Consider the following 23,851-nt stretch of genomic DNA (forward strand, 5'->3'; position numbering starts at 1 on the left):
CCAGTCTTAAATGATTTCCTGTTGCGTGGTGCAATGGATGCCACCGCCGCCGGCAGCGATAGGGTCGATATTGATCTGGACCACTGCGCGTCCTGGGTACAGCTGCGTATATATGTCCTTGGCAATCGAGTCAGCTTTCGCATCCCCGAATTCGGGCAAGAAAATGGCGCGGCTGCTTGCATAGTAGTTGATGTAACCAGCGGCGAAAGTGTCCGGATTATTTCCCGGGCGAATCTGGCCGGGTCCATCAACAATGACGATTTTTAGCGGCTGATTGTCGACATCGGTGGCACTTCGCAAAATATCCAGGTGCTGCCTGGTCAGCGCATACTCATAGGAATCAGGGTTCATGTCGCGGTGAGCAACCACCACGCCGGGACGTACAAAGCGAGCATAGAAGTCTGTGTGGGCATCAGTGATGTCCTTGTTCTTGATGCCGGGCAGCCAGATGACCTTGCGAATACCCAGCAAACGGCGTAACTCTGCTTCGCAATCGGCCTTGCTCCAGCCTGGATTGCGATTGCTGTTCAGCACACAGCTTTCCGTGATGATGGCCATTCCCTTGCCGTCAACTTCCAATGCTCCGCCTTCAAGGACCAGGCGTGTGGCAAGAAGCGGCAATTTCACATAGGCACTGACCACATCGGCGACCAGGCCGTCATGGTCAAACTGCTGCTTTTTCCCCCAGCCATTGAAATTGAACTTCACACACGCTCGCTCTCCATTGGGCTTGCGTACAAAGACGGGACCGGTGTCGCGCATCCACAGATCGTCAAGTTGGGCGGGAATCAGCGTTACGCGCGGATCAAGCAACTGCCGTGCATTTTCGAGTTCACTCTGGCGAACCAGCATGTTGACGGGTTCATAGGCTGCAATGGCGTTGGCGATGCGCACCAATGCCAGTTGAACTTGCGGTACTTGCGCACGTGTCCAGATTGCGCTCGAGGCGCCATACGCCATCCACGTCGCCTTGTGTGCTTCGGCCTCGTCGGGCATATGCCAGTCCTGGCCCTGATTGCTGGTGTTGCCGTTGTCCAAGGGCGGAGTGACCGGGCTTGTGTCTGGACCGCTATCACTGCCTCCGCCACACGCTGCCAGCAAACCCAACATCGCCATCGCGCTGCCACCCGACGCACAACCACGCATGAAATATCGACGTGTACTCATCACTCATCCTTATCAATCAAAAGAATCAATGCGGGGAAATTTCCCCCGCATCGCAATGGACGGCATTGTGGATGGGGTGTCACATGAGGACAAATGATATGATTTTGTGGAAATTATTAAGTTTTCTCATATGTCAGAGCATCGCATTCCTTCTCTGAAATTGCTCATGGGGTTTGAGGCTGCGGCCCGGCATGGCAGTTTCTCGCGTGCAGCCGACGAACTGCACGTGACACAGTCGGCCATCAGCCATCAGGTGCAACAGTTGGAGGAGCAGGTCATGCAGCCGCTGTTCCGGCGGGCAGGGCGGGGAGTGGAACTAACCGTCGCAGGTGAAGTGCTGCTGCGCAGTGTTCAACGCACACTGACCGTTTTGCGCAGTGGCCTCGGAAGAATCGCCACTTATCTGGATCCAGGATTGGTTGTGCTGGTATGCCCGGCACCCTTGCTACATGGCTGGCTGCAGCCAAGATTGCGAGAACTGCAAGCTCAACTGCCCGAGCTATGTCTGCTGCTGTCCGTGGATGAGAGTGCCCGTTTTGTCGACGAAATTGATGTCGATATCGCTATCGGCAACAGGCCTCTTTTGCAACCTGGCCTGCAGGAACTACCACTTTTTCAGGATGAATGGGTACTCGTAGCGAACAGCGATCTGGCTCGGAAGTTAGCCGTAGTGCCGCAGGCACAGCACCATTTGCATGCGGATTTGATCTGTCTGGAAGAGAGTCTGACGAGTGACGTAACTGCTCCGCTGTTCCTGGGGCCGCTGGCACGCTTCAGGAAGCGAGCCATTTATGACGACGCTCGCCTCTTGATCGAAGCTGTTCTGGAAGGAGGCTGTATTGCTTGTCTGCCGCGTCTATTGGTAGACGCCAGCCTCGCACGTGGTCAACTGCAAATACTTTCGGAATATCCGCGCTTGCCTGGCTCTACCTGGTGGTTGTCGGGGATGGAGAAACAGGCGCGTTCGCAAATTGTCCTGCAGGTGTTCAACTGGCTACGTGCCCAGAGTACCGAGCTTCATTCCTAGGCCCCGGGGCATTCGAGATTTGATACATCCGTTCATTTCCTGATGACGTTCCACAATGAAGCCGTCACTGAGTCCCGGTGCGTTGATGACTTATTTTGGTCGTGCGTAGATAAGCAGATAGCAATGAACTTCGGCGCGAAGTCGAGAATCGGTGGCCTACCCTTGCTTTCGTTTACCGGCTGCGTACTTCAGTCAGCAATTGCTTGCAGTTCACATCGTCGTCGGCCGCAGGCACCGTCAGCGGCACCAGTGCCAGTGCTGCTGGCGCAAAAACTGCAGCAGCTACCGCAGCCCCGGCACGGGCTGCCAAGGGGCCAGGCTCCAAGCCCACATCGGGCTTGGCAAAGCTGCCGCGCACATAGAGCGGCGTGCGCAGCGAGAAGAACTTCCACTTCAGCGATTCGGGGACGATGCGCAGATCGAGCTGCTCCTGTGCCAGATTGATCTGGCCCGTGGCCTCAACCACGGCTTCGGTGGTGGCCAGCTTGGCGATGCGTGGCCGGGCTATGCCTTGCTGAACATTGAGGTCGGCCACGGCGCAGCGCAGTTGCACTTCCTTGTCGTTGCCAAACAGCTTGGCGATGACGATGGAGCCGACGTTCAGCCCTGCCAGGTCCAGCAGTTGAGCGCTGAAAGTGCCATCGCGCACATACAGCCGCAGCGAGCCATTGCCTGTGCCCAGCCACTGGGCCAGCGACTCGCCTTGCCCGGTGAGGGCGACTGCACCATCGAGCTGGCCCAGGCTTTTCTTCATCTTTTCGACCTTGGGGAACAGCGCGGAGAGCTTGAGCGACTGCACCTGTCCATTGAGCTTGGCAGCTACCGGCTTCGCATGGCTGTCCACGCGGGCATCGATATTCAGCGTGCCTTCGGCGAAGCCGAACTTCAGCGGCGACAGGGTGAGCTTGCCGTTGTCCAGCAGGGCGTGCACGCTGAGATTCTCTATGGGCAGGGCTTCCGGGCGCAGGATATGGTTGCTTTCATAGCGCAGATCGAGATCCATCTTGTCCCAGTTCTCGGTCTGGAAACGGACCTGCGGCAGTACCCGGCCGTTGACGGGCTGGGGCTTGCCGGAGCTTCCGGAAGGCGCTGCGCCGATGACCGGGCCCAGATCCACCAGCCGCAGTTGTTTGGAGCGCAGCTGCGCTGTCAGCTGGGGCCGAGGCTGGGCCGAGCGGTACTGGAGATCGCCGCTCAGATCACTCTGCCCCAGCTTGCCCTTGAATTTTTCGTACTGCCAGACGGCCTTGCCTGGCTGAAGGCTGCCGATCAGGTGGCCGCTGGTCTCGAACGGGGGCGTGGCGGGCAGCAGCAGGCCTGTGAGCTCAAACAGGTCGGCCATGCTCTTGCCGAGGACCTTCACTTGAAAGTCCAGACCGTCCAGGGTCTTGGGGTTGTCGAGAAATCCCTCTGCGAAGGCTTGCAGGCTACCGACCCTGGCCGAGATGCGCAGCGGAAAGCGCAGCCTATCCTGACGCAGATCAAGTACCTGTCCGGCCAGACCCTGTGCCTGAATCTGCGCGCGGGTCTTGCCCTGATGCAGATAGCCAGTGAGGCCGAAGCGCATGCCGTAGGGCTGGTCGGCGCTGACTGGTCTGCGCAGTGTGTCGATACGGGCACGCACGGCCATGTTCTTGATGGCGTCGGACCAGCCCAGCACACCATCGCTGATGCGCAACTGGCCTATGTCAAAGCTCCACTTGGGGCCGCTGCTGGTGGGCTTGTCAAACGTCCAGTTGTTCTCGCCCTTGTCATTGCGGGCCAGCACCATGTCGGGAGCCTGCAGCAGCAAGGAGTCGAGCTGGACATGGCGGGCCAGCAGCGGCCAAAGGCGCAGGCTGGCCGTGGCATTTGCGGCGGTGACCATGGTGCGGGCATCGCGCTCGGGCGGTTGCCGGCCGGCATCGGCTATGGCGTCGTCGTCATCTGCTGCTGTCCTTTGTTCGTTCGCTGCCTGGCCTTGCCCGGGCAGGCGACCGGTATTGAGTTCCTTGGGCGTCGCTGGCAGTACCGGTTGCTTGTCATCGGCTTTTTCAGGTGCCTGCTGAACCAGCCAGCCCTGGGGTTGCGAAAGTGTCAGATCGCTGGCATGCACCACCACGCCAGGCACCCAGTGACGCCATCCCGTATCGAGAGGCTGTGGCCAGGTCCACTGCAGCTGCAGATCGCCATTGATGGCGAATTCGCGGCCTGTGGAACTGCTGACTTTGTCATTGATCCATGGTCTGAGCTTGTTCCAGTCCATGAAGGCAATCAGCAGTGCCGCTGCCAGAATCAGAGCCAGCAGCAGCGCCATCGCAATGGCTGCCCAGCGCAGCCAGCGACGTGCCAGGCGCGAATGTGCAGGAGTGGATTCAGGGGCTGAAGTACTGGTGGTGTCGACCATGGCTGTTGCATCCTTTTTGCCACATGCTATTACGCATAGGTGAAATGCCTCGTCATCCAATTGCCTGATGCAGGCTTGCCCGCATGTGACCAGCTCAGACGTCGCGACCGATCCGGGATACGGTGTGGCAGTCTGAAGCCTGCTGGTGTCACGAGTGCAGGCATCTGCAGCAAAGGCAGCGGCGCTTCATGAAGTGCTGCGCCGTTGCGCAAAGGCACCCTCTGCGTTGAGGCGCCTGTGCGTCTCCGATGCTTGTCGATCCTGTGCGGTCAAACAGCAAGATTGCCGATGGACCAGGAAACACCGGTATCAAAGTTTGCCTTCAATTCATCAGCGGCATTTTCTAGCTCGGTCAGAAACATTTCCATTGCGGCTGCCATCGCGTAGCCCGTGCGCTGATAGGCGCAGCTGTGCAGCAGCGCCCCGGCATCGTGCAGCGCACGCCAGCTCAGACGCTCGGCTGCCACGTCTTCCGCCACATTGTCCGGCAGCATGAAGGCCAGTGCCTGGCCGCTTGCCACCAGGCGACGGGCCATCGGGATGCTGCTGGTTTGCACCAGTGGCTGGGTCCGGCTCAGCGCACCATCGCCCAGGCGTTCCAGCATGCTGCGCAACTCCATGTCGGGAGACATCATGATCAGCGGATAGGCCAGGCAGTCACGCAGACGCAGCAGCCGCGGCCGCATGCGCAGAGGGTGGTCCGGAGCCATCACCACCCCCAGGGGCTGGGCCCAGGAGCGCATTTCCTCGACCCCGGCAGGAGGTGTTCGGCGCAGGCAATAGGCCACATCGATCTCGCCCTGCGCCACATGTCGCAGCAGCTCTTCACCAATGCCGGCACGCACGCTGAAGGTGATGTCGGGATAGCGGTGATGCATTGCCGCTATCACCTGGGGCACGAGGTATTCGGCTGTTGCGTGTGGAACGCCCACGCTCACATGCCCGTGGCGCAAGGCATTGAGGTCCTCGACCTGGGCCAGGGCATTGTCGAAGTCACGCTGGCTGCGTCTCACCGCTGCCAGCACGATCTCGCCCGCCACCGTGAGCTGCATGCCTCTGGGCAGCCGGTCGAACAGAGGCTGACCCACCTGCGCTTCGAGATTGAGGATCTGCTGGTTGACCGCTGCAGCGGTCAGGTGCAGCGTTGCCGAGGCCTTGCGCACCGAACCTCGGCGCGCCACCTCGTCAAAGCATCGAAAAGCCTGGGAAATTGCTGGCATGTCCTGAGTGTAAATTTTTTTCTGACACCTCTTAAAAAACAAACAGCTATTCCTGACGCTGTTGAACTTCTAGAGTGACAGCCATCAATCCCTCAAGTCACAGAAAGAACCCCATGGCTACCACCGTTGACCAGGTCACCCAACGCCGACGCGGCACAGGTCTCATTGCTCATGACAGCGCTCTGAGCGCCGGCGGCTACACATTGATCGCGCCGCAGACGGCCGATGGACATGTCTACCTCATAGATATCCATGGTCAGGTGGCTCATGAGTGGAAGCTGCCCGTACGCGCCGGCCGCCATGCGGTCATCCTGCCTAACGGCAATCTCGGCTACAACGGCAACCATCGTGAATCGCCTGATCTCTACGCACCCTGGTCCATGTGGCATGGCGGTGATTTCTACGAGGTCAGGCCCGATGGGGAGGTGGTCTGGCGCTATGAAGACCCGACACACCACCATGACGCACAGTGGTTGCCCAATGGCCATCTGCTCTATGCAGCCTGCGTCCCTGTCCCCAAGGGCTTTGCCGAAAGGGTGCCGGGCGGCACCTCGCTTGGCGCTGATGAGCTGATGTACGGCGATGTGATCCGGGAAGTGGACCGCACAGGTCGATTGGTCTGGGAATGGAAGGCCTGGGAGCATCTGGAGCCTGAGGACTTTCCCATTCACCCGGGTTTTGGCCGCTATCACTGGCCTTTGGTCAACGGCCTTGGGCTTGCGGCCGACGGAACGGTGTTCATGAGTCTGCGCACGACCTCGGGAATCATTGGCGTCGACAAGGCCAGCGGCAACGTGAAGCTGCATATCCCGCCTTCGGTGGTCTCGCATCAGCATGCTCCGGTTCCGCTGGCAAACGGCCATGTCCTGACCTTTGACAACGGCAACTTCCGCCGGGGAGCCCATGTGGCTTTCTCGCGGGTGCTGGAGATAGATCCTGTTTCCCACGAGATCGCATGGAGCTACCAGGACGAGATGGTCAACGCCTTCTACACGGCCTTCATGGGCAGCGCGCAGCGGCTTTGGAACGGCAACACGCACATCACGGAGTCCGCCACCGGGCGATTGTTTGAAGTGACGCCGCAGGGCGAGGTGGTCTGGGAATTCATCCTGCCCTGGTTCGGCGAGTACCCCGATGCCGCTGCACGACGCACAGGCCCGGGGCGCGTGAACACGGTGTTCCAGACCTGGCGCTATCAGGCAGAGCAACTGCCCTGGCTGTCCCGCTGAACCCTTGCGATCCCGCAGAAAGATCATCATGCAAATACGACGCAGACAGTTTGCAGCCTGGGCGCTGGGCGCTCCACTGCTTCAGCAACTGCCACTGGCCAGCCAGGCGACAGCAACGGCCTGGCCCTCCCAGGCACTGACGGTGGTGGTGCCCTTCGCACCGGGCGGCAGTGTGGATGTAGCAGCCAGACTGGTGATGCCACGCCTGGCCGAGCGCCTGGGCCAGCCCGTGATCATCGAGAACATGGTCGGAGCATCGGGGACGATTGCAACGCAGCGTGTCATCAAGGCCAGGCCCGATGGCTATACCTTGCTCTTCGGTGTGGCCAGCTCGGTGCTGGTTGCCCCCTTGATCTCGCCGACCAGGTTCCGCTACGACGGTCTGCAGGAACTGAAGCCCGTGGCGCCTGTAGCCTCTTCGGTCTTTGTGCTGCTCGCCCGTCCGGGACTTGCGGCGGGCAGTGCGGACGACCTCATTGAACTTGCGCGCCAGAAGCCGGGGCGACTGACCCTGGGCACCGATGGCATCGGAACCAGCCTGCACCTGACAGGGGAGCTGATTCAGCAGATGTCCGGTATCGATCTGGTACATGTTCCCTACAGATCTGGCCCGCAGGTGCTGACCGAGCTGGCAGGAGGTCAGATCGACCTTGCCGTGCTGCCTGTTGCGCTGGCTCAGCCGTTTGTTCTGGAGGGCAAGGTCAAGGCATTGGGTGTGACATCTCGCCAGCGTCTGATCACGCTGCCCCAGGCGCCAAGTCTTTCGGAGACGCCGGCTCTTCGCAATCTGGAGGTCGAGGCCTGGCAAGGCCTGCTGGCTCCCGCGCACACGGATGCCCGGATCGTCAGGCGTCTTGCCGATGAAATCGCGATTCTGCAAGCGGACCCCGAGATGGCCAGAAAGCTCACGGAGGCCGGCTTCAAGCCCGTGCGCATGGGGCATCCCCAGTTCCTTGCCTATCTGGAGCAGGAGAAAAGAGTTCTGGAGACCACCATTCGCAAAGCCAATATCCGAACGGATTAGCCGGCGCGAAGTCGCATCGCTGGCGCGGCCATGTCGCCATGAACGCGAGGAGTCGGGCCAGCCACTAAAATCCCGCGCCATGCATAACTCCCACGATCCCAAGGTTCTGCCCGTGCGCGATGGCGTCAGCCCTAGCTGTGTGGTCTTGCCATCCCAGGGCGAGGGGCTGCTGATCGACTTCCTGTGCGAACGCCTGCCCGCCGTTGGGCGCGCAGACTGGCTGCGTCGCATGGCAGCCGGCCAAGTGGTCAGCGAAACCGGAGAGATGGCGGGCCCGGACGCTGCATTCATGCCGGGGCTGCGCTATTACTACTATCGTGAGCTGGAAGGCGAGCCTGAGATTCCGTTTGCGGCTGAAGTCATCCATCGCGATGCGCATCTGCTCGTCGCCGACAAGCCACACTTTCTGCCCGTGGTTCCTGCCGGCCAGTATCTGCAGAACACGCTGCTGGTCAGGCTCAAGCGCGAGTTCGATCTGCCCGAGCTGTCGCCGATTCATCGCATCGACCGAGACACCGCGGGACTGGTGGTGTTTTCGCTGCAGCGCGCCACACGCGGCATCTATCAGGGGATGTTCAGGGACAGGGCCATTCACAAGGTCTACGAGGCCGTGGCTCCTTACCGTGCTGAGCTGAGCTTTCCGCGCGAACACGTGAGCCGCATGGAGGAGAGCGGGCATTTCTTTCGCATGCATGAGGTCGCGGGAGAGCCCAACAGCCGCACCCTGATGGAAATCATCGAGCACAACAAGGCCTGGGCACGCTACCGGCTCAGCCCGGTCTCGGGCAAGCGCCATCAGCTGCGTGTGCATATGGCGGCGCTGGGGCTGCCGCTCAGGGGTGATGCCTTCTATCCCGTGGTTGACGACCCGGAGCCGGGCGACTATTCCAGGCCCTTGCAGCTGCTGGCACGCAGCCTGGCCTTTGATGATCCCCTGACCGGGCAGCGCCGAGAGTTCACCAGCCGGCGCAGCCTGCAGGCGCTGCCGCGCGACTGAGAACAGTCTTGCCCGACCCTTGCGAGGGCAGGGGGAACATTGAGTGTTGCAATTTATCGGACAAAATTGTCCGATAATTGGCGATATGTCCTCCACCCGTCCTCCATCCGCTGAACGCCGCGCCCAGTTGCTGGACGCGGCCGATGCCGTGTTTGCCGAGCATGGCGTGACCGCTCCCCTGGATCTCATTGTCGAGCGTGCCCAGGTAGGCCGAGCCACGCTGTATCGCCAGTTTCCGGACCGTCGCGCCATCATGGTGGCGCTGCTGGAGCGCTCGGTCGAGAAGACCCGGGCCGCTGCCATTGCTTGGCGCGACGACGACCAGGCCTTCTTCAAGCTGCTGGCCCTGGTGGGCGAGCGCATCGCCGTCTCCGCCACGCTGGTGGACTACTGGCGCACGGTGGACCAGAGCGATGCGGAGGTCATTGATGCGCGCCAGCAGATGTGGCTGGTGTTCGAAGAGCCCATGAAGCGTGCGGTGGCCAAGGGCCTGTGCAAGCAGGCCTTGAACGCCAAGGATCTGTCCCTGGTGTTCGGCATGCTGGGCGGCGCCCTGCGTGGTGAAACTCCTGCCCAACGCAAACAGCTGGCGCGTCGCGCCCTGCAAATCATTCTGGACGGAATCAAGGCCTGAGGTTTATGAGTCAAGCTGCAGCACAAGCCACTGGGGCTCAAGCCAATCAAGAAGGCCCGAAACCTCCCAGCAGCCAGGCTTCAGCTCCTCCCACCATTCCTCAGGGGCCCGTCATTCTGCTGCGCCGCCCGCCGGACTGGGCCGAGCATGAAAAGCCCGCGCTGCCCGGCTCGCCGGCCATGCCCCATCACGAGCCCTGGATCCGCGTCTGCTATGGGCTGATTGCGGTCCTGGTCGGGCTGACCGGCGGCCTGGGCAATGCCTTGTTCACCGCCAATCTGCCCACGATTCAGGGGCAGATGGGGCTGACCTCGGTCGAGGCCGCCTGGCTGACGGGCGCCTACGTCATGTTCAATATGACAGCCAATCTGCTGGTCTACAAATTCCGCCAGCAGTTCGGCATGCGCCTGTTCACCGAGATCGGCCTGGGCTGCTACGCGGCGCTCAGTGTGCTGCATCTGCTGCTGGGCAGCTACGACAGCCTGATTCTGCTGCGTGCGGCCAGCGGCCTGGCAGCGGCGACCTGCTCCTCGCTGAGCACGCTCTACATGCTGCAGTCGGCACCGCGCACCTATGTGCTCAAGATGCTGGTGATCGGCGTTGGCGTGGTCCAGCTGGCCACGCCGCTGGCCTGGATTCTGTCGCCGGGTCTGCTCTATAACAGCGAGTGGCACAACCTCTATCTGTTTGAAGCCGGCCTGGCGCTGATGTCCTTTGCCGCCGTGGTGCTGCTCAAGCTGCCATCGGGCCTGTACATCAGGACCTTCGAAAAGCTGGACTTCGTCACCTTCAGCCTGATGGTTCCGGGCCTGGGCCTGTTGATTGCGGTGCTGGTCCAGGGCTATTCGCGCTGGTGGTTCGATACGCCGGGGCTGGCCTGGATGCTGGTGGCAGCGATCGCGCTGCTCAGCGTCGCGCTTTACATCGAACACCATCGTGCCAACCCCATGTTCCACACGCGCTGGTTCGCGCAGATGCCGACGATTCGTTTCGTGATCGGTGCCATCTTGCTGCGCTTTCTCACGGCGGAGCAGAGTTACGGCGTGGTGGGGTTGATGCGCACGCTGGGCATGACATCCGACCAGATGCAGCCGCTATTTATGGTGATTTTGCTTGGAACGATTATAGGTATTGCGCTGTCTGCTATCACTTTCGGTGTTCCCAATATGGGCAAGCAGATTGTGGTGGCGATTGCACTGTTCGCCGTGGCCGCGTTTCTCGATCACCACCGCAGCAGTGTGGACCGCCCTTCGGACTTTTTCTTCAGCCAGTTTCTGCTGGCGGTGGGCTCGGGCGTCTTCATGGGCCCTCTGATGCTGACCGGCATCATCCAGGGACTGAAGTTCGGCGCCAACCACATGCTAACCGCCGTGGTCACCATCTCCATGACCCAGGCCATGGGCGGTTTGCTGGGTTCAGCCTTGCTGAGCACTTACCAGACCTACCGCGAGCAGATCTACTCCGTGGCCCTGGTGGCGCAGATAGACCCGACCGACCCCGTGGTGGCCGAACGGCTCAAGATACAGAACCAGATCTACGGCAAGGTGACGCCCGATCCTGCCATGCGCGCCAACCAGGGAACGCTGCAGCTGTCGCAGATCGTGCGGCGTGAAGCCAATGTCAGGGCCTATAACGATGTGTTTGCGCTGACGGCTGCAATCGCCTTGCTGTATCTGTTCTGGAGCCTGGGAGCCTCGGCGCGCGTGCGCCAGGCTGCCGCCATGGTGCGCGCCATGACACGGCAAAGCGGCAACCAGGTGGCGGCAGCCGCCGGGACCGACGGTACGCCTCAGCGCGCACCTTCGGTGGCTCCGGTTGCAGAGCCTGAGGCAGCGAACGCCCATGAGCCCGACGCATCGCAGCGTGTCACGGTGGTGGTGCAGCCCACGGCCACCGATGCCTATGGCGATGTGGAAGAGGGTGCTCGGACCGAGTCCGCCAGTCCGGCGCGGACCGTGGTGATCGAAGGCGCGGAGGCCAGACGCCTGGCTGCCGCGGCGCAAGCGGCCGAGACTCGCGAGCAGGCCGTGCTGGCCAGCCGCGACCCCCTGCAGGACAACGCCCAGGCGCTCGAACTCGAGGCCGAACTGGAGCAGGAAATCGACAAGAACGCCCGCAGCAGCCCTGCGGTCGGCGATGGCGGCCGGGATGGCTCCGGCCCCCAGGCAAGGAACTCAGACCGATAACAGCAAGAGATTGAGCATGAGCGACAGTCAACAACCCCATTCCCCCGCCGCCTCTGCGGCGACAGCTGCCCCTTCACCCGCTGCAGCATTGCCTCCCACGCCGAAGAAGATCAAGCCTTCTTTGCGCAGTGTGCTCATCATGCTGGTCGTGGCCCTGGCAGGCATGCTGCTCGTGCTGCGGGCCTGGAATCTGTGGCCTTTCAACAGCTCTGTGGTGACCACGGACAATGCCTATGTGCGTGGTGCCGTCACCGTGCTGGCTCCGCAGGTCAATGGCTATGTGACCGAGGTGCTGGTCAAGGATTACGAGCAGGTCAAGGCCGGCCAGGCGCTGGTGCGCATCGATAGCCGCAGCTATGAAGCGGCCGTCGCCCAGGCCCAGGCGCAACTGGCCAATGCCCAGGCGCAGCTGAGCAATTCCGAACAGACACAGGCCCAGAACCGTGCCACGCTGAGTGCCAGCCGCGCCGGTCTGGCTGCCGTGGAAGCAGAGGCCCAGCGCTCGCAGGCGGAGCTCAAGCGTGTGCAGGAGCTGGCCGAGCGAGGCTCCGTGTCTCTGAACGAACGCGACAAGGTGCGCGCCACCTCGCGCCTGGCCGCGACCAACGTGGCCAAGGCCCAGGCCGACATCGCGATCAACCAGGAAAAGATCAAGGCCACGACCGTGGGGCGTGACTCTCTCAAGGCCCAGGTGCAGATGGCTGAAGCGCTGCTGCGTCAGGCCCAGATCAACCTGGACAACACCGTGGTCCATGCGCCCAGCGATGGACAGGTCAGCGAGGTATCGGTGCGCAAGGGCCAGTACGTGGCGGCCGGTACGCAGCTCATGTATGTGGTGCCGCCCACTTACTGGGTGGTGGCCAACTACAAGGAAACCCAGACCGCCCGGGTGCAGATCGGCCAGCTCGTGAGCTTCAGCGTGGATGCGCTGGGCGGCTTGCGCCTCAAAGGCCATGTGCTGGAGATTGCGCCAGCTACGGGTTCGGAGTTCAGCGTGCTCAAGGCCGACAACGCCACGGGCAATTTCACCAAGGTCGTCCAGCGTCTGCCCATCAAGATAGCCATCGACGAAGGTCAGGCCGATGCGGCGCGTCTGCGCCCCGGCATGTCGGTCATCGTGCGCCTCGATACTGCACAAAAAGTAGAGCATTCAGCGCATACCCCACAAGCGATTGAGGCCGATTTGGCTCAAAAAACTCAGGCGCCTGCAGTTTCCGCATCCGAACAGGCCAAGCCATGAAGAACGCCCTTCATACCGTGCGTGCCTTGCCCCTGGCTCTTGCATTCCTGATGGCTGGCTGCAGCGTGCCCAGTCTGACCCGGGCCCCAGACAGCGCTCAGCCTGCGGTGCCGGCCAGCTGGAGCGCGGAACGGGCCGCAGATGGTGCCAGCGCAGTCCAGACCGGTTGGTGGCAGGCCTTTGGTGATGCACAGCTGAGTCGCTGGGTGGAGCTGGCGCTTGCGCGCAACAACGATGTACTCACCGCCCTGGCCCGGGTGGAGGAGGCACGCGCGAATCTCGATGTGACGGGTTCTGCCGCCGCACCGCAGCTGTCGCTCAGCGCACCAGGCTCGGCCAATCGCAGCCTGAGCGCGCGAACCGGCCAGATGGTGCATGTGCGTTCGGCCCAGCCCGTGCTGCAAGCGAGCTGGGAGCTGGATCTCTGGGACCGCCTGGGCAGTCTGAGCCGGGCTGCCGATAAGCGCCTGCAGGCCAGCCAGGCGGATCGCGACGCGGTACGTCTGACGGTGGCCGCGACCGTGGCGCAGGCCTATATCGCTCTGCGCTCGCTGCAGGCCCAACTGGCCGTGGCGGAAGACACCGTGAAGTCGCGCGAGGACGCGGTGCGTCTGCTCACCGACCAGGTGCGTGTGGGCTATATCTCGCAGCTGCAGCAGAGCCAGGCGCTGGCCGAGCTGGAAAGCGTGCGGCAATCGGTGCAGCAGCTGTCTCTGGCGCTGCAGCGCCAGCGCATAACGCTGATGCAGTTGGTGGGCGGAAGCGGTGATGAGCAGGCACAGGCCCTGGCCCTCTCCAGCTTGAGCGTTCATGCCGGACTAGGGTCCATGAGCCTGCCCGCCATGCCTGCACCCGGCTTGCCGTCGGGCTTGCTGGAGCGCCGCCCCGACATTGCACGCGCCCAGCTGTTGCTGGCGGCCAGCGACAGCAATCTTGCGGCACAGCGCGCGGCCTTTTTGCCGCAGGTGAGCCTGAGCGCGAACTTCGGCAGCCTGTTCATCAACGCGCTGGATTACAACCCGGCCCGGGTCTGGTCGCTGGGCGGCAGCATTCTGGCCCCGCTGTTCAACGGCGGTCGCCTGCAGGGTCAGTTCGATGCGGCATCTGCCCAGCGCGATCAGGCCGCCTATGCCTATCGCGGTGTGGTCATCAAGGCCTTTGGCGATGTGGAAACAGCTCTGGTCAGCTCCCAGCAGCTGCAAGCCCAGTGGGAGCATGCCAAGGAACGCGAAAAAGTGCTGGGTCGTACCCTGGGCTTTGCCAAGGATCGGTATGAGGCCGGCTATGCCAGCTACCTGGAGGAGCTGGATGCCCAGCGCAATTTGTTTGCCGTGCAGCAGGAAGTGCTGCGCCTGCGTCAGAGCCAGCTGGAAAACGCCGTGGCGCTGTACCAGGCGCTGGGTGGCGGCTGGCAACTGGCCGATACAGCTGCCCCGCAACCTTGAATTCGGGTCATAGACTCCTGAAAAGTGAGCGTTTTCCGCTTGTCTTCTATAGGCTCCAGGGCATATTGAAGTAATACCAAAGGCCGACGGCAGCCAGGGCCAGCACCAGCAGCCACAGATACCGGCCTTGCCCTCTGGGGACTTCTCCCGGCGATGGCGCTCCGGGCTGAAAGTGGTTGGGGGCGCTGGCCCGCACCGATTGCCCTTGCAGGATCTGCCAGTCCAGCGCAATCCCGTCCATGGCCGCATCGATATGCTCCTTGGCCTGGGCCAGACCCAGGCCCGTGGCATCGCGCAGCAGCTTGATGGCCTCGATCTTGTTGCCGCGTGCCATGGCGTCTTCCACCTCGGCCCTGATCTCTGCAGGCACTGCGTTTGCACCGGACATCAACGCCTCTATGGCCTCTGCATGATCGCCGCTCACGGTGACGCGGGTGGTGGTCTTGCCATTGATGGTCGTGGTGGTGGTCTTGATGGAAGAGAAGGTGCTGCCGGGCACGGTGTCGGCCCGATTCAGCTGGTCCAGCAGCAAAGTGGCATCCTTCATGCCCAGTTTGTCCAACTGCTCGCGCAATTGCTGCATGGCCTGCGTCCGCTCTGCTGCGCCATGCTGGACAAAGCCCGGCTCGTCGCTGGCTTCCAGCAGGTCTTTGGCCTCCTTCAGACCCAGCCCGGCTTGCTCGCGCAGCTGTTTGATGGCTTCGATCTTGTGACCGCTTTGCCATTGCTTGAGGATTTCTGCAGGAATCTGTGTTGGCATGAGCGGCTCCTTGTGCTTGTGGCGGTCGAACCCGGCATCAGCCGCAGTCCACCTGCAAGTGGCTGAATTCCCTGGCGCGCAGCCTGGCATCCTCGATAAAGGCCATGAGGCGTGCGCCGTCCTGCCAGCACCAGTGGAATTCCTCATGCGACTGCAGCGTCAGTAGCGAGCGCCAGTGCGAGCTGCCAGGGTGTTCCTCGGCCTCGGGCGTGGGATCGTAGCCCAGGCTGTCCCAGGAAGGGCGGCCCAGCAGATAGTCGCGAGGCAGATCGCCGCTTTCCTCAAGCCCATGGAGCCAATCCTGTAGTTCATCGAACTCTACTGGCCAGTCCTTGCGCAGCTCCTCGTGGCGAGGAAGGTCGATGCCGTTCTCAAACTGCAGCGCACGGCTGTCCGTGACCCACTGGTGGGGAGCCTGGATCTCATGCATGTCGCTGATATCCGGCCAATAGAACGCCTTGAGATAGTCCTGGTCGCGCCAGAAGATGGCGTCTTCCTCGTCAAAGCCGTAGAACAGCGACAGCAGGCCGCTGGCCGGTAGCTCTGCAGGGCGGCCGGGCCCGCCCGGGAGCTCGGCAAAGTTGATCTGCCCCACAAACAGGTAGTGACCGTCCGGATGCTCGGGCCAGACAAAGCCCGCAGGTACCATGGGCTGGCCGCCAAAGCGGCTTTGCAGAGGCGTGCCCTTGGCGGGGCCCAGGCGAATGGCGACGGCGGGCTGGGCCAGATTCAGGAAGTATTGCTTGTGCGCCTTCAGCAGCGGCGAGGCATCCAGGTGTTTTTCAAGCGTTGTGAAGTCCATGAAGCTTGGGGCAGTGAGTTTGCAGGCCATTCTGGCCCAGACGGCGGCCGTGCCTTGCCAGAGACTGCCCGCCAGATGCAACAAAACGTCTGTTCGTTGCATTGCTGCAGGCTGATGCTTGCAAATTCATAGCTGCATGTGCAGGTATTCATTGGATTTGAGGCGAAATCGGCTCACAGTCTCCGAAGGGCTGTTGCACAAAACCGAAACCGGTCTGTCCAGCTGATCGGTCCATGCCTTGTAGGTGCGCAGTGCCATGGCATGCAGCTGGCCTATGTGTTGCGGCAGCCGGGCCAGGATCTGGGCTGCGCTCTGAACGGCCGGGCCCCGGGCCTGCAGCAGCTCATGATGCCCCTCGCCGCACCATTGACGCACGCTGTCTGCGGTCACTTCCAGATGGCCTTGAAACGCCCATTGCCGGCCATGGACAAAGCCTTTATTCAGGCAATGCTGCCCGTACATGGTGCGTCTGGCGGCCTTCGGAATGTCGAAAGTGTCGTAATGCCAGTGGAAGATGGTGGCTTGCGCGGGCAGGTTCATCAGTTGCTGAGCGCAGGGAGTGATGCGGACTTCGCTCCAGCCAATATTCGCGCAGGGGTTGCGCCAGACGCCTGCGCCCATGGCGCGGGCCAGCATCTGCGCGCCAAAGCAGTGGCCCAGTACGGGGATGTCGTGCTGCAATGCACTTTGCAGCAGGCAGCGTTCCTCATTGATCCATTGCAACTGCTCGTTGGCGCAATGGTTGCTGCCCAGCACGATGATGCCGCGATAGTCTCGCGCATTGGCCGGGGCTGCGCCTTCGGCACAAGGGTCTATCAGCACATGGGCAATGTCTTGCTGGCGAAGGTGGTCGAGCAGGATGCCGGGGCCTTGCGATGCTTCGTGCTGGAGGATGGCGACAGGCTTCATGAGAGGCGGGCTTGAGGGACAAGCCGGTTGTTGTGAAGCCTTGAATCTAGGAATTAAGGCCTCAAGCCCTTGCATGGATTGTGGCTGCTGCTATCAAGATTGCATAAAGAAGGACAGCTTGGCCCGGCGTCATCCAGGCTTTCCAATTTCCGTCAGCGTGCCATACTGGGCTGCCGGCTCGCTGGCGCGAGGCGGACTCTATCACTGCAAAAGCATGGTTATGTCACAGAGCAAACACGGGCTTCAGAGGGATGGGAATACAGGGAAGGGCAGCAGCCAGTCGGCATTGACACTGGCGGCGTTGGGCGTGGTGTTCGGCGATATCGGCACCAGCCCGCTCTATGCGTTCAAGGAGGCTTTTACCGGCACCCACGGGCTGACGGTGGGGCCCGAGAATGTGCTGGCCGCGCTCTCGGCACTGCTCTGGGCCGTGATCGTCATCGTCGCCATCAAATATGTGTGGGTGGTGCTCAGCCACGACAACGATGGAGAGGGCGGTGTGCTGGCGCTGACGGCGCTGGCCCACCGCGTGATGGGGGATCAGTCGCGGCGCTCGCGCTTTGTGGTTGCAGCCGGAGTGTTTGCGGCCGCGCTGTTCTATGGGGATGCCATCATCACGCCGGCAATTTCCGTGCTCTCCGCCGTGGAGGGCATGAGCATTGCCACGCCGGAGTTCGAGCATTTCATCGTTCCCATCACCATAGGAATTCTGATCGGGCTGTTCTCCATTCAGATGAAGGGCACCAGCGTGGTGGGGCGCCTGTTCGGCCCGGTCACCATTGTCTGGTTCCTCTGCATTGCCTGGGCAGGTGTGGCCAGCATTGTGCAGACGCCCCTGGTGCTGCAGGCCGTTAACCCGCTGCATGCGCTTCGCTTCGCCGTGCAGCACACGGACAAGGCCTTTTTTCTGCTCTCGGCCGTGTTTCTGGCCATGACAGGCGCCGAGGCCCTCTATGCCGACATGGGACATTTCGGCAGCCGGGCCGTGCGCCTGGGCTGGTACGGGCTGGTGTTTCCGGCTCTGATGCTCAATTACTTCGGCCAGGGCGCCTTGCTGTTGCGTGATGCGTCGGCGGCCAGCAATCCCTTTTTTCTGCTGGCCTCGCCGTCCTGGCTGCTGATTTTTGTGGTGCTGGCCACCGCCGCCACGGTGATTGCCTCTCAGGCGACCATCTCGGGGGCCTATTCCATGACGCTGCAGGCCAGCCGCCTCGGGTATCTGCCGCGTGTGCGCGTGCTGCACACCTCCGATCAGGAGCAGGGCCAGATCTACATCCCCAGCGTGAACTGGCTGATGCTGCTGGCAGTGATCGCGCTGGTGCTGGCCTTCAAGTCCTCGGGGGCATTGGCGGCGGCCTATGGCATTGCCGTGTCGGGCACCATGCTGATCACCACCATGCTGGTGGGCTTTGTGGTCTATCTGGGGCGCAGCCGCGCAAGATCCGTCACGCTCGCAGCGCTGGCCTGTTTTGCTGCGCTGGAGATAGGCTTTTTTGCCTCCAATCTGACCAAGCTGGAGCAGGGCGGCTGGTTGCCGCTGACTCTGGGCGCCATCATCTTCATCGCGCTGATGACCTGGCGTGACGGTACCCAGCTGGTGGCCGAGCACAGGCGCCGCCTCGATATCCCCATGAGCGATCTGATGAGCTCGCCCATGAGCGGCGTGCCTGTGGTGTCCGGCACGGCTGTCTATCTGACTTCCGACCCCAAGCTGGTGCCGAATGCGCTGTTCCACAATCTCAAGCATTTCAAGGTCATGCATGAGCAGACGGTGTTTCTCCACGTGATCAACGAGAACACACCCTATGTGCATGAGGGCGAGCGCCTGAGGCTCAAGCCCATGTGCAACGGGGTCTGGGCGCTGGATATGCATTTCGGTTTTCGCGAGCAGCCCGATATTCCGGCGGCGCTCAAGCGGATGACACCGGATGTCGATGGCGAGATACCGAACCTTGACCCCATGACGACCAGCTTTTTCGTAGCCAGGGTACAGGTGGTGGACGGGCCCGGTGGTCTTTCCGCCTGGCGCTGTGCGCTGTTTGGCTGGATGTCGCGCCAGTCGGCCAGCGCGGCCACTTATTACAAGCTGCCTGCGAACCAGGTGGTGGAACTGGGCACGCAGGTCGTGCTTTGAAGGGGCGGGATGGCGAGCCGGTGAATCGCCGGCTGCGATCCCTTGAGAGTCTTACTCGCCCAGCGCATCGAGAGCGCGGGCCGAATAGACCATGGCAGCACCCGCATTCAAGGCCACGGCCACACCCAGTGCTTCGGCAATTTCTTCCCTGCTGGCTCCCGCGGCCTTGGCTGCCTTGGTGTGCACGGCGATGCAGCCGTCACAGCGCGTGGTCACACCCACGGCGATGGCAATCAGCTCGCGTGTCTTGGCATCGAGATGGCCGGTCTTCTTGCCCGCGCCGGACAGGGCCTTGTAGCCTTCCATGGTGCCCGGGCTCAACTCGGCGAACTCTCCCAGCCTGCCTGCCAGTTCCTTGCGGTATTCGTTCCAGTCCAGCATTGCCTGCTCCTTGTTAAATGAAGCGTTGATTGTGTGCCACTGCCACAGGGTGTTCAAGCCACACGCGTTTCGTCCGCCGATCTGTAATCCCTGGTTCGGAGGAGTTTGAAGGGATTTTCGAGCTGTATGAAAATACAGTTCTCATGGTCGGCATCCACCCGTCTTTTCGCCGAGCATTTTGTGAGCGTCACCGTGACCGCATCCCAAGCCGCCATTCTTCCGCCGCACCGCTTCTACTATCTGCACAACTTCCAGCAAGCGCTGGACTGGCTGGCGCAGCGCTATGGCGATCTGTTCAGCGAGCAGGAGGCTGATTTCGTCGCCGGCTTTGCGCGGCTGCCGCAGAACTCCAGGGCGCTGCTGGTACGCATGCTGATGCGGCGCGGGCCCTGGTTTCGCGCCAGCAAGCTCGCCTACGAGGAGATTCCGGAGACGGTCTATGCTGCTGCGCCCTTGCTGGAATGTGGCTGGCTCAGTACCACCGAGCCCATGGATGCGGTCGAGCTGTTCGGCCTGCACACCAAACCCGAGCTGCTGCAGATCCTGACTGGCTTTGAGCTGTGCTCTTCCATGCGCAAGGCCGAGATGTTGCAGTGGATGGCCGAGAAGCAACCCGAGCCCCGGCCTTATGCCGTCTGGCACCCAGAGGCCCAGGAGCCTGTCTGGCGCGTCATGGTGGGCGAGCTGGGAGAGCGTCTGCGGCTGATGTTCTTTGGCAATCTCTACCAGGACTGGTCGGAGTTCGTACTGGCCGACCTCGGTATTTTCCGCTACGAGCCGGTGGCGCTGGATGTTGACTCGCGTGCATTTCAGCGCCGCGAAGATCTGGACTTCTATCTGGAGATATCGGCCCGGCGTCGGGATCTCGACGAAGGCGTGGAGCCGGCGCAATTGCTGCCTGCGCTTATTGCAAATAATAGCGAGAACCCATGGCTGGATATGCGCCGGGCCAAGGTTTTACTGAAACTGGGCCAGGTGTGCGAGAGGCTGCAGGACTGGCCGCTGGCGGCTCAGGCCTACACCGCCAGCCGCTATGCGGGCGCACGCCACCGTCATATTCGCGTGCTGGAGCGCATGCAATGCTTTGATCAGGCGCTGGCTCTTGCCAGCCAGGCACAGGCGGCGCCTGAAAGTGAGGAGGAGCGTCAGCGCGTGGCGCGCATGCTGCCGCGTCTGAGTCGCAGCATGGGACTTGGGGCCACGGGGCGCCAGCCGGCTCTGGCTCCGGCCGTGGCAGCCCTGCGAAGCGATGTGCAGCTGGACCGACCCGCCCAGCCCATGGCGGTGGAGTACGCGCTGCAAGCCCATTGGCATAGCGCCGATGCGCCCGTGTTCTATGTGGAGAACGCATTGGTCAACTCGCTATTCGGTCTGCTGTGCTGGTCCGCCGTTTTTGCGCCGTTGCCGGGGGCTTTTTTTCATCCCTTCCAGAGTGGGCCGGCCGATCTGGGTGCACCGGATTTTGTGCTGCGCCGCCAGCCTCTGTTTGATGCCTGCTTGGCCGAGTTGGAGGATGGTCGTTACCAGGCCACGATCCGCCAGCGCTTTGGCGATAAGCAAGGGGTTCAGTCGCCGTTCGTGTTCTGGGGCACATTGACGCAAGAGCTGCTGGAGTTGGCGCTCGATTGCATGCCTGCCGCCCATCTGCGGATTCTGTTCGCACGGCTGCTGTTGGATCTGAAGGCCAACCGCACCGGTTTTCCCGATCTGGTGCGCTTCTGGCCTCTGCGGTCCGATGCCGGTTCACGCTACGAGCTGGTGGAAGTCAAGGCACCGGGCGACAAGTTGCAGGACAACCAGATTCGCTGGCTGGCCTATTGCACGGAGCAGGGCATTCCCGTGCGCGTTTGCCATGTGCAGTGGCGTGACGAAGGTAGCACGCCATGAAGCCTGCGTTTAGCGTGGCAGTACGCGCACTGTGCGAGTTCACGGCGCGCGGCGGCGATCTGGATCTGCGCTTCACGCCCGCGCCCAGTGCGCTGGAGGGCATGGAAGGCCATGCCGTGGTGCAGAAGCGGCGTGAAAAAGCGGGAGGCTACGAAGCGGAGCTGGCGCTCAGCGGTCGGTTCCAGGAGCTGCAGGTTCGCGGCCGAGCCGATGGCTTTGACGGCGTGCAGCAGCAACTTGAAGAGATCAAGACCTACCGGGGCCGGCTTGACGGCGTGCGTCCCCATCATCGGGCCTTGCATTGGGCCCAGGCCAGGGTCTATGGTCATTTGCTGTGCCAGGAGCGCGGCCTTGAGCGGATCAAGCTGGCGCTGGTGTATTTCCAGATCGGCAGCGCAGAGGAGACCGTGCTGGTGGAGGAATGTTCTGCCACCGAACTGCAGGCCTTCTTCGAATCGCTATGTGCCCGCTATCTCGACTGGGCACGCAGCGAGGCCGCCCACCGTCAGGCGCGTGATGTGGCCATGGCACAGCTGAAGTTTCCCATGCCGGCCTTCAGGGCAGGGCAGCGGGAGCTGTCCGTGGCCGTCTATCGCACGGCCCATGCCGGCGCAGGCGGTCGCTGTCTGATGGCCCAGGCCCCGACTGGCATCGGCAAGACCCTGGCCACGATTTTCCCTATGCTCAAGAGCTTGGCCGCTGTCATGACCAAGGGCGTCTCGGAGGCTGATGCGGCCGGTCTGGACAAGCTGTTCTTTCTCACTGCCAAGGGCACGGGCCATGGACTGGCGCTGCATGCACTGGGTCAGCTGCAGCAAGCCTTGCCGCGAGCATTGTCGTCGGCTACCGCGCCGCCGGTTGTGCCCTTGCGTGTCTTGGACATGCAGGCGCGCGACAAGACCTGCGAGCATCCAGACAAGGCCTGCCACGGGGAGTCCTGTCCGTTGGCGCGTGGCTTCTTTGACCGGCTGCCTGCGGCCAGGCAGCAGGCGCTACAACTGCCGCTCTGGGATGCTCCGGCATTGCGGACTCTTGCCTTGCAGCATGGCATCTGCCCCTATTACCTGTCGCAGGAGCTGGCACGCTGGGCTGATGTGGTGGTGGCCGACTACCACTATTACTACGACAGTGCGGCCATGCTGTATGCCCTGGCCTTGCAGCAGGACTGGCGTGTGGGCGTGTTGGTGGATGAGGCGCACAATCTGCTGGAGCGCGCGCGCAGCATGTATACGGCATCGCTGTCCCAGTTTGATCTGGCACAGGCCCGCCAGGCAGCGACCGGTGCTGTCAAAAAGGCACTCGATGCACTGCAGCGCCAGTGGCAGGCGCTGAACAAGGCCCAGGATCAGGCCCACTACCAAAGCTACGAGAGCATTCCCGGCGCACTGCTGGGCGCCGTGCAGCGGGCCGTGGGCGCCATCGCGGATCAACTCGCAGAGCAGGAGACAGGCGGCCATGTCGCCGCAGTGGGGCAGCACGCACTTGCCGACGATGCCTTGCTGGGTTTTTACTGGGAACTGCTGCATTTTCAGGCACTGGCCGATCAGTTCGGGCCGCATGCGCTGTTTGATATTCAGCGGCCTCAGCCCTTGGGTCGCGCGGGCAGGCCGGGTGGGTTGTCATCCACGCTGTGCATTCGCAACGTGGTGCCAGCACCGCATCTGGCGGCACGCCATGCAGCAGCACAGGCATCGGTGCTCTTTTCAGGCACGCTGAACCCGCCCGGGTTCTACCGTGACCTGCTGGGACTGCCGGTAGATACCGCCTGGCTCGATGTCCCTGCACCGTTTGCGGCCCGGCAGTTGCAGGTGCATATTGCTCGCCATATCTCCACGCGTTGGCGTGATCGCGAAGCGTCTCTGGCACCCATGGCGGATCTGATCGCTCAGCAATATGCGCGTCATCCCGGCAACTATCTGTGTTTTGTCAGCAGTTTTGAGTATCTGCAGCAAGTCGCCGCAACCGTGGAGCGGCGGCACCCGCAACTGCCGTTATGGCAGCAGCAGCGCGGAATGGACGAAGCTGGGCGTGCCGAATTCCTGGCCCGCTTTGTCGAGGGCGGCCAGGGTCTGGGTCTGGCCGTGCTGGGCGGTGCTTTTTCCGAGGGCGTGGATCTGCCTGGCAGTCGTCTGATCGGTGCTTTTGTCGCCACACTGGGTCTGCCCCAGCTCAACCCTGTCAACGAAGCCATGCAGCGTGCCATGGATCAGGCCATGGGAGTGGGGCTGGGCTATGACTACACCTATCTTTACCCCGGCCTGCGCAAGGTGGTACAGGCGGCTGGCCGAGTCATACGCAGCGAGCACGATAGCGGTGTTCTGGTGTTGATGGACGACCGCTTCGCACGCGCCGAGGTGCGGGCGCTGCTGCCTGCCTGGTGGCATATCGAGGGGCCCTGCCGAGATTTCCGGAAAGCCTAGCGG

Annotated in this window: 18 protein-coding genes; 11 read left to right on the forward strand and 7 right to left on the reverse strand. The window is 62.2% G+C overall.

The genetic code is table 11. The features are described from left to right. Positions 1-6: 6 nt before the first annotated feature. Positions 7-1,167, reverse strand: coding sequence for an agmatine deiminase family protein (locus tag DJFAAGMI_RS05085; RefSeq protein WP_249333806.1), 1,161 nt, complete (start codon positions 1,165-1,167; stop codon positions 7-9). Positions 1,168-1,297: 130 nt separating this feature from the next. Between DJFAAGMI_RS05085 and DJFAAGMI_RS05090 the strand changes: the two genes are divergently transcribed. Further along, complete coding sequence (locus DJFAAGMI_RS05090; RefSeq protein ID WP_211456733.1) at positions 1,298-2,194, forward strand: LysR family transcriptional regulator; 897 nt, start codon at positions 1,298-1,300, stop codon at positions 2,192-2,194. Positions 2,195-2,366: 172 nt separating this feature from the next. On the opposite strand, the gene DJFAAGMI_RS05095 is transcribed toward DJFAAGMI_RS05090, so the two are convergent. After that, entirely contained in the window at positions 2,367-4,580 is a 2,214-nt protein-coding gene (locus tag DJFAAGMI_RS05095; RefSeq protein WP_211456185.1) for an AsmA family protein, read from the reverse strand. Between the two features lie 269 nt (positions 4,581-4,849). Next, complete coding sequence (locus DJFAAGMI_RS05100) at positions 4,850-5,800, reverse strand: LysR family transcriptional regulator (protein WP_043007755.1); 951 nt, start codon at positions 5,798-5,800, stop codon at positions 4,850-4,852. 113 nt (positions 5,801-5,913) lie between these two features. Between DJFAAGMI_RS05100 and DJFAAGMI_RS05105 the strand changes: the two genes are divergently transcribed. The 7 genes from DJFAAGMI_RS05105 (at position 5,914) to DJFAAGMI_RS05135 (ending at position 14,555) form a co-directional block, all read left to right on the forward strand. Next, positions 5,914-7,029 carry an aryl-sulfate sulfotransferase gene (locus tag DJFAAGMI_RS05105; RefSeq protein WP_211456186.1) on the forward strand — a complete coding sequence of 372 codons (1,116 nt, stop codon included), beginning with the start codon at positions 5,914-5,916 and terminating at the stop codon, positions 7,027-7,029. A 28-nt stretch (positions 7,030-7,057) separates the two neighbouring features. Then, positions 7,058-8,053: a Bug family tripartite tricarboxylate transporter substrate binding protein gene (locus DJFAAGMI_RS05110; RefSeq protein ID WP_211456187.1), complete on the forward strand. Its 996-nt coding sequence runs from the start codon at positions 7,058-7,060 to the stop codon at positions 8,051-8,053. 79 nt (positions 8,054-8,132) lie between these two features. Next, entirely contained in the window at positions 8,133-9,050 is a 918-nt protein-coding gene (locus tag DJFAAGMI_RS05115) for a pseudouridine synthase (RefSeq protein ID WP_211456188.1), read from the forward strand. An 85-nt stretch (positions 9,051-9,135) separates the two neighbouring features. After that, a complete protein-coding gene (locus DJFAAGMI_RS05120) occupies positions 9,136-9,684 on the forward strand; it encodes a TetR/AcrR family transcriptional regulator (RefSeq protein ID WP_211456189.1) in 549 nt (182 codons plus the stop codon). Between the two features lie 5 nt (positions 9,685-9,689). After that, positions 9,690-11,870, forward strand: coding sequence for an efflux MFS transporter permease (locus tag DJFAAGMI_RS05125; RefSeq protein WP_211456190.1), 2,181 nt, complete (start codon positions 9,690-9,692; stop codon positions 11,868-11,870). 16 nt (positions 11,871-11,886) lie between these two features. Continuing rightward, positions 11,887-13,110, forward strand: a complete 1,224-nt coding sequence (locus DJFAAGMI_RS05130) for an HlyD family secretion protein (protein ID WP_211456191.1) — start codon at positions 11,887-11,889, stop codon at positions 13,108-13,110. After that, complete coding sequence (locus DJFAAGMI_RS05135) at positions 13,107-14,555, forward strand: efflux transporter outer membrane subunit (protein WP_211456192.1); 1,449 nt, start codon at positions 13,107-13,109, stop codon at positions 14,553-14,555. Before DJFAAGMI_RS05130 ends, DJFAAGMI_RS05135 begins: the two co-directional genes overlap by 4 nt. A gap of 46 nt (positions 14,556-14,601) precedes the next feature. On the opposite strand, the gene DJFAAGMI_RS05140 is transcribed toward DJFAAGMI_RS05135, so the two are convergent. The 3 genes from DJFAAGMI_RS05140 to DJFAAGMI_RS05150 are packed head-to-tail and all read right to left on the reverse strand — an operon-like array spanning position 14,602 to position 17,026. Then, positions 14,602-15,315 (reverse strand): ribosomal protein L7/L12, encoded by a 714-nt coding sequence (locus tag DJFAAGMI_RS05140; protein WP_211456193.1) that lies wholly within the window; start codon positions 15,313-15,315, stop codon positions 14,602-14,604. Between the two features lie 37 nt (positions 15,316-15,352). Beyond that, positions 15,353-16,219: a YwqG family protein gene (locus DJFAAGMI_RS05145; protein ID WP_249333808.1), complete on the reverse strand. Its 867-nt coding sequence runs from the start codon at positions 16,217-16,219 to the stop codon at positions 15,353-15,355. 24 nt (positions 16,220-16,243) lie between these two features. Beyond that, positions 16,244-17,026 (reverse strand): type 1 glutamine amidotransferase, encoded by a 783-nt coding sequence (locus DJFAAGMI_RS05150; protein ID WP_211456194.1) that lies wholly within the window; start codon positions 17,024-17,026, stop codon positions 16,244-16,246. Positions 17,027-17,246: 220 nt separating this feature from the next. On the opposite strand from DJFAAGMI_RS05150, the gene DJFAAGMI_RS05155 reads away from it, so the two are divergent. Further along, positions 17,247-19,160, forward strand: coding sequence for a potassium transporter Kup (locus tag DJFAAGMI_RS05155; RefSeq protein WP_249333810.1), 1,914 nt, complete (start codon positions 17,247-17,249; stop codon positions 19,158-19,160). Between the two features lie 51 nt (positions 19,161-19,211). Here DJFAAGMI_RS05155 and DJFAAGMI_RS05160 read toward each other — a convergent pair whose 3' ends face one another. After that, a complete protein-coding gene (locus tag DJFAAGMI_RS05160) occupies positions 19,212-19,541 on the reverse strand; it encodes a carboxymuconolactone decarboxylase family protein (RefSeq protein WP_003055390.1) in 330 nt (109 codons plus the stop codon). Between the two features lie 126 nt (positions 19,542-19,667). Here DJFAAGMI_RS05160 and DJFAAGMI_RS05165 point away from each other — a divergent pair, with 126 nt between their 5' ends. Together DJFAAGMI_RS05165 and DJFAAGMI_RS05170 are read left to right on the forward strand one after the other, a co-directional pair. Beyond that, the gene (locus DJFAAGMI_RS05165) at positions 19,668-21,428 is read left to right on the forward strand and encodes a VRR-NUC domain-containing protein (RefSeq protein ID WP_249333811.1); all 1,761 of its coding nucleotides are present in this window, start codon (positions 19,668-19,670) and stop codon (positions 21,426-21,428) included. Further along, a complete protein-coding gene (locus DJFAAGMI_RS05170; RefSeq protein WP_211456195.1) occupies positions 21,425-23,848 on the forward strand; it encodes an ATP-dependent DNA helicase in 2,424 nt (807 codons plus the stop codon). The genes DJFAAGMI_RS05165 and DJFAAGMI_RS05170 overlap by 4 nt, the downstream gene beginning before the upstream one ends. Positions 23,849-23,851: the final 3 nt, after the last annotated feature.

This window comes from Comamonas brasiliensis (genome assembly GCF_018292285.1).
Taxonomy (GTDB): Bacteria; Pseudomonadota; Gammaproteobacteria; order Burkholderiales; family Burkholderiaceae_C; genus Comamonas; species Comamonas brasiliensis.

Bases quoted from the DNA above. Each gene is read 5' to 3' on its own strand.
- DJFAAGMI_RS05085 (WP_249333806.1), bottom strand. From the start codon at position 1,167: ATGAGTACACGTCGATATTTCATGCGTGGTTGTGCGTCGGGTGGCAGC.
- DJFAAGMI_RS05090 (WP_211456733.1), top strand. From the start codon at position 1,298: ATGTCAGAGCATCGCATTCCTTCTCTGAAATTGCTCATGGGGTTTGAG.
- DJFAAGMI_RS05095 (WP_211456185.1), bottom strand. From the start codon at position 4,580: ATGGTCGACACCACCAGTACTTCAGCCCCTGAATCCACTCCTGCACAT.
- DJFAAGMI_RS05100 (WP_043007755.1), bottom strand. From the start codon at position 5,800: ATGCCAGCAATTTCCCAGGCTTTTCGATGCTTTGACGAGGTGGCGCGC.
- DJFAAGMI_RS05105 (WP_211456186.1), top strand. From the start codon at position 5,914: ATGGCTACCACCGTTGACCAGGTCACCCAACGCCGACGCGGCACAGGT.
- DJFAAGMI_RS05110 (WP_211456187.1), top strand. From the start codon at position 7,058: ATGCAAATACGACGCAGACAGTTTGCAGCCTGGGCGCTGGGCGCTCCA.
- DJFAAGMI_RS05115 (WP_211456188.1), top strand. From the start codon at position 8,133: ATGCATAACTCCCACGATCCCAAGGTTCTGCCCGTGCGCGATGGCGTC.
- DJFAAGMI_RS05120 (WP_211456189.1), top strand. From the start codon at position 9,136: ATGTCCTCCACCCGTCCTCCATCCGCTGAACGCCGCGCCCAGTTGCTG.
- DJFAAGMI_RS05125 (WP_211456190.1), top strand. From the start codon at position 9,690: ATGAGTCAAGCTGCAGCACAAGCCACTGGGGCTCAAGCCAATCAAGAA.
- DJFAAGMI_RS05130 (WP_211456191.1), top strand. From the start codon at position 11,887: ATGAGCGACAGTCAACAACCCCATTCCCCCGCCGCCTCTGCGGCGACA.
- DJFAAGMI_RS05135 (WP_211456192.1), top strand. From the start codon at position 13,107: ATGAAGAACGCCCTTCATACCGTGCGTGCCTTGCCCCTGGCTCTTGCA.
- DJFAAGMI_RS05140 (WP_211456193.1), bottom strand. From the start codon at position 15,315: ATGCCAACACAGATTCCTGCAGAAATCCTCAAGCAATGGCAAAGCGGT.
- DJFAAGMI_RS05145 (WP_249333808.1), bottom strand. From the start codon at position 16,219: ATGCAACGAACAGACGTTTTGTTGCATCTGGCGGGCAGTCTCTGGCAA.
- DJFAAGMI_RS05150 (WP_211456194.1), bottom strand. From the start codon at position 17,026: ATGAAGCCTGTCGCCATCCTCCAGCACGAAGCATCGCAAGGCCCCGGC.
- DJFAAGMI_RS05155 (WP_249333810.1), top strand. From the start codon at position 17,247: ATGTCACAGAGCAAACACGGGCTTCAGAGGGATGGGAATACAGGGAAG.
- DJFAAGMI_RS05160 (WP_003055390.1), bottom strand. From the start codon at position 19,541: ATGCTGGACTGGAACGAATACCGCAAGGAACTGGCAGGCAGGCTGGGA.
- DJFAAGMI_RS05165 (WP_249333811.1), top strand. From the start codon at position 19,668: ATGAAAATACAGTTCTCATGGTCGGCATCCACCCGTCTTTTCGCCGAG.
- DJFAAGMI_RS05170 (WP_211456195.1), top strand. From the start codon at position 21,425: ATGAAGCCTGCGTTTAGCGTGGCAGTACGCGCACTGTGCGAGTTCACG.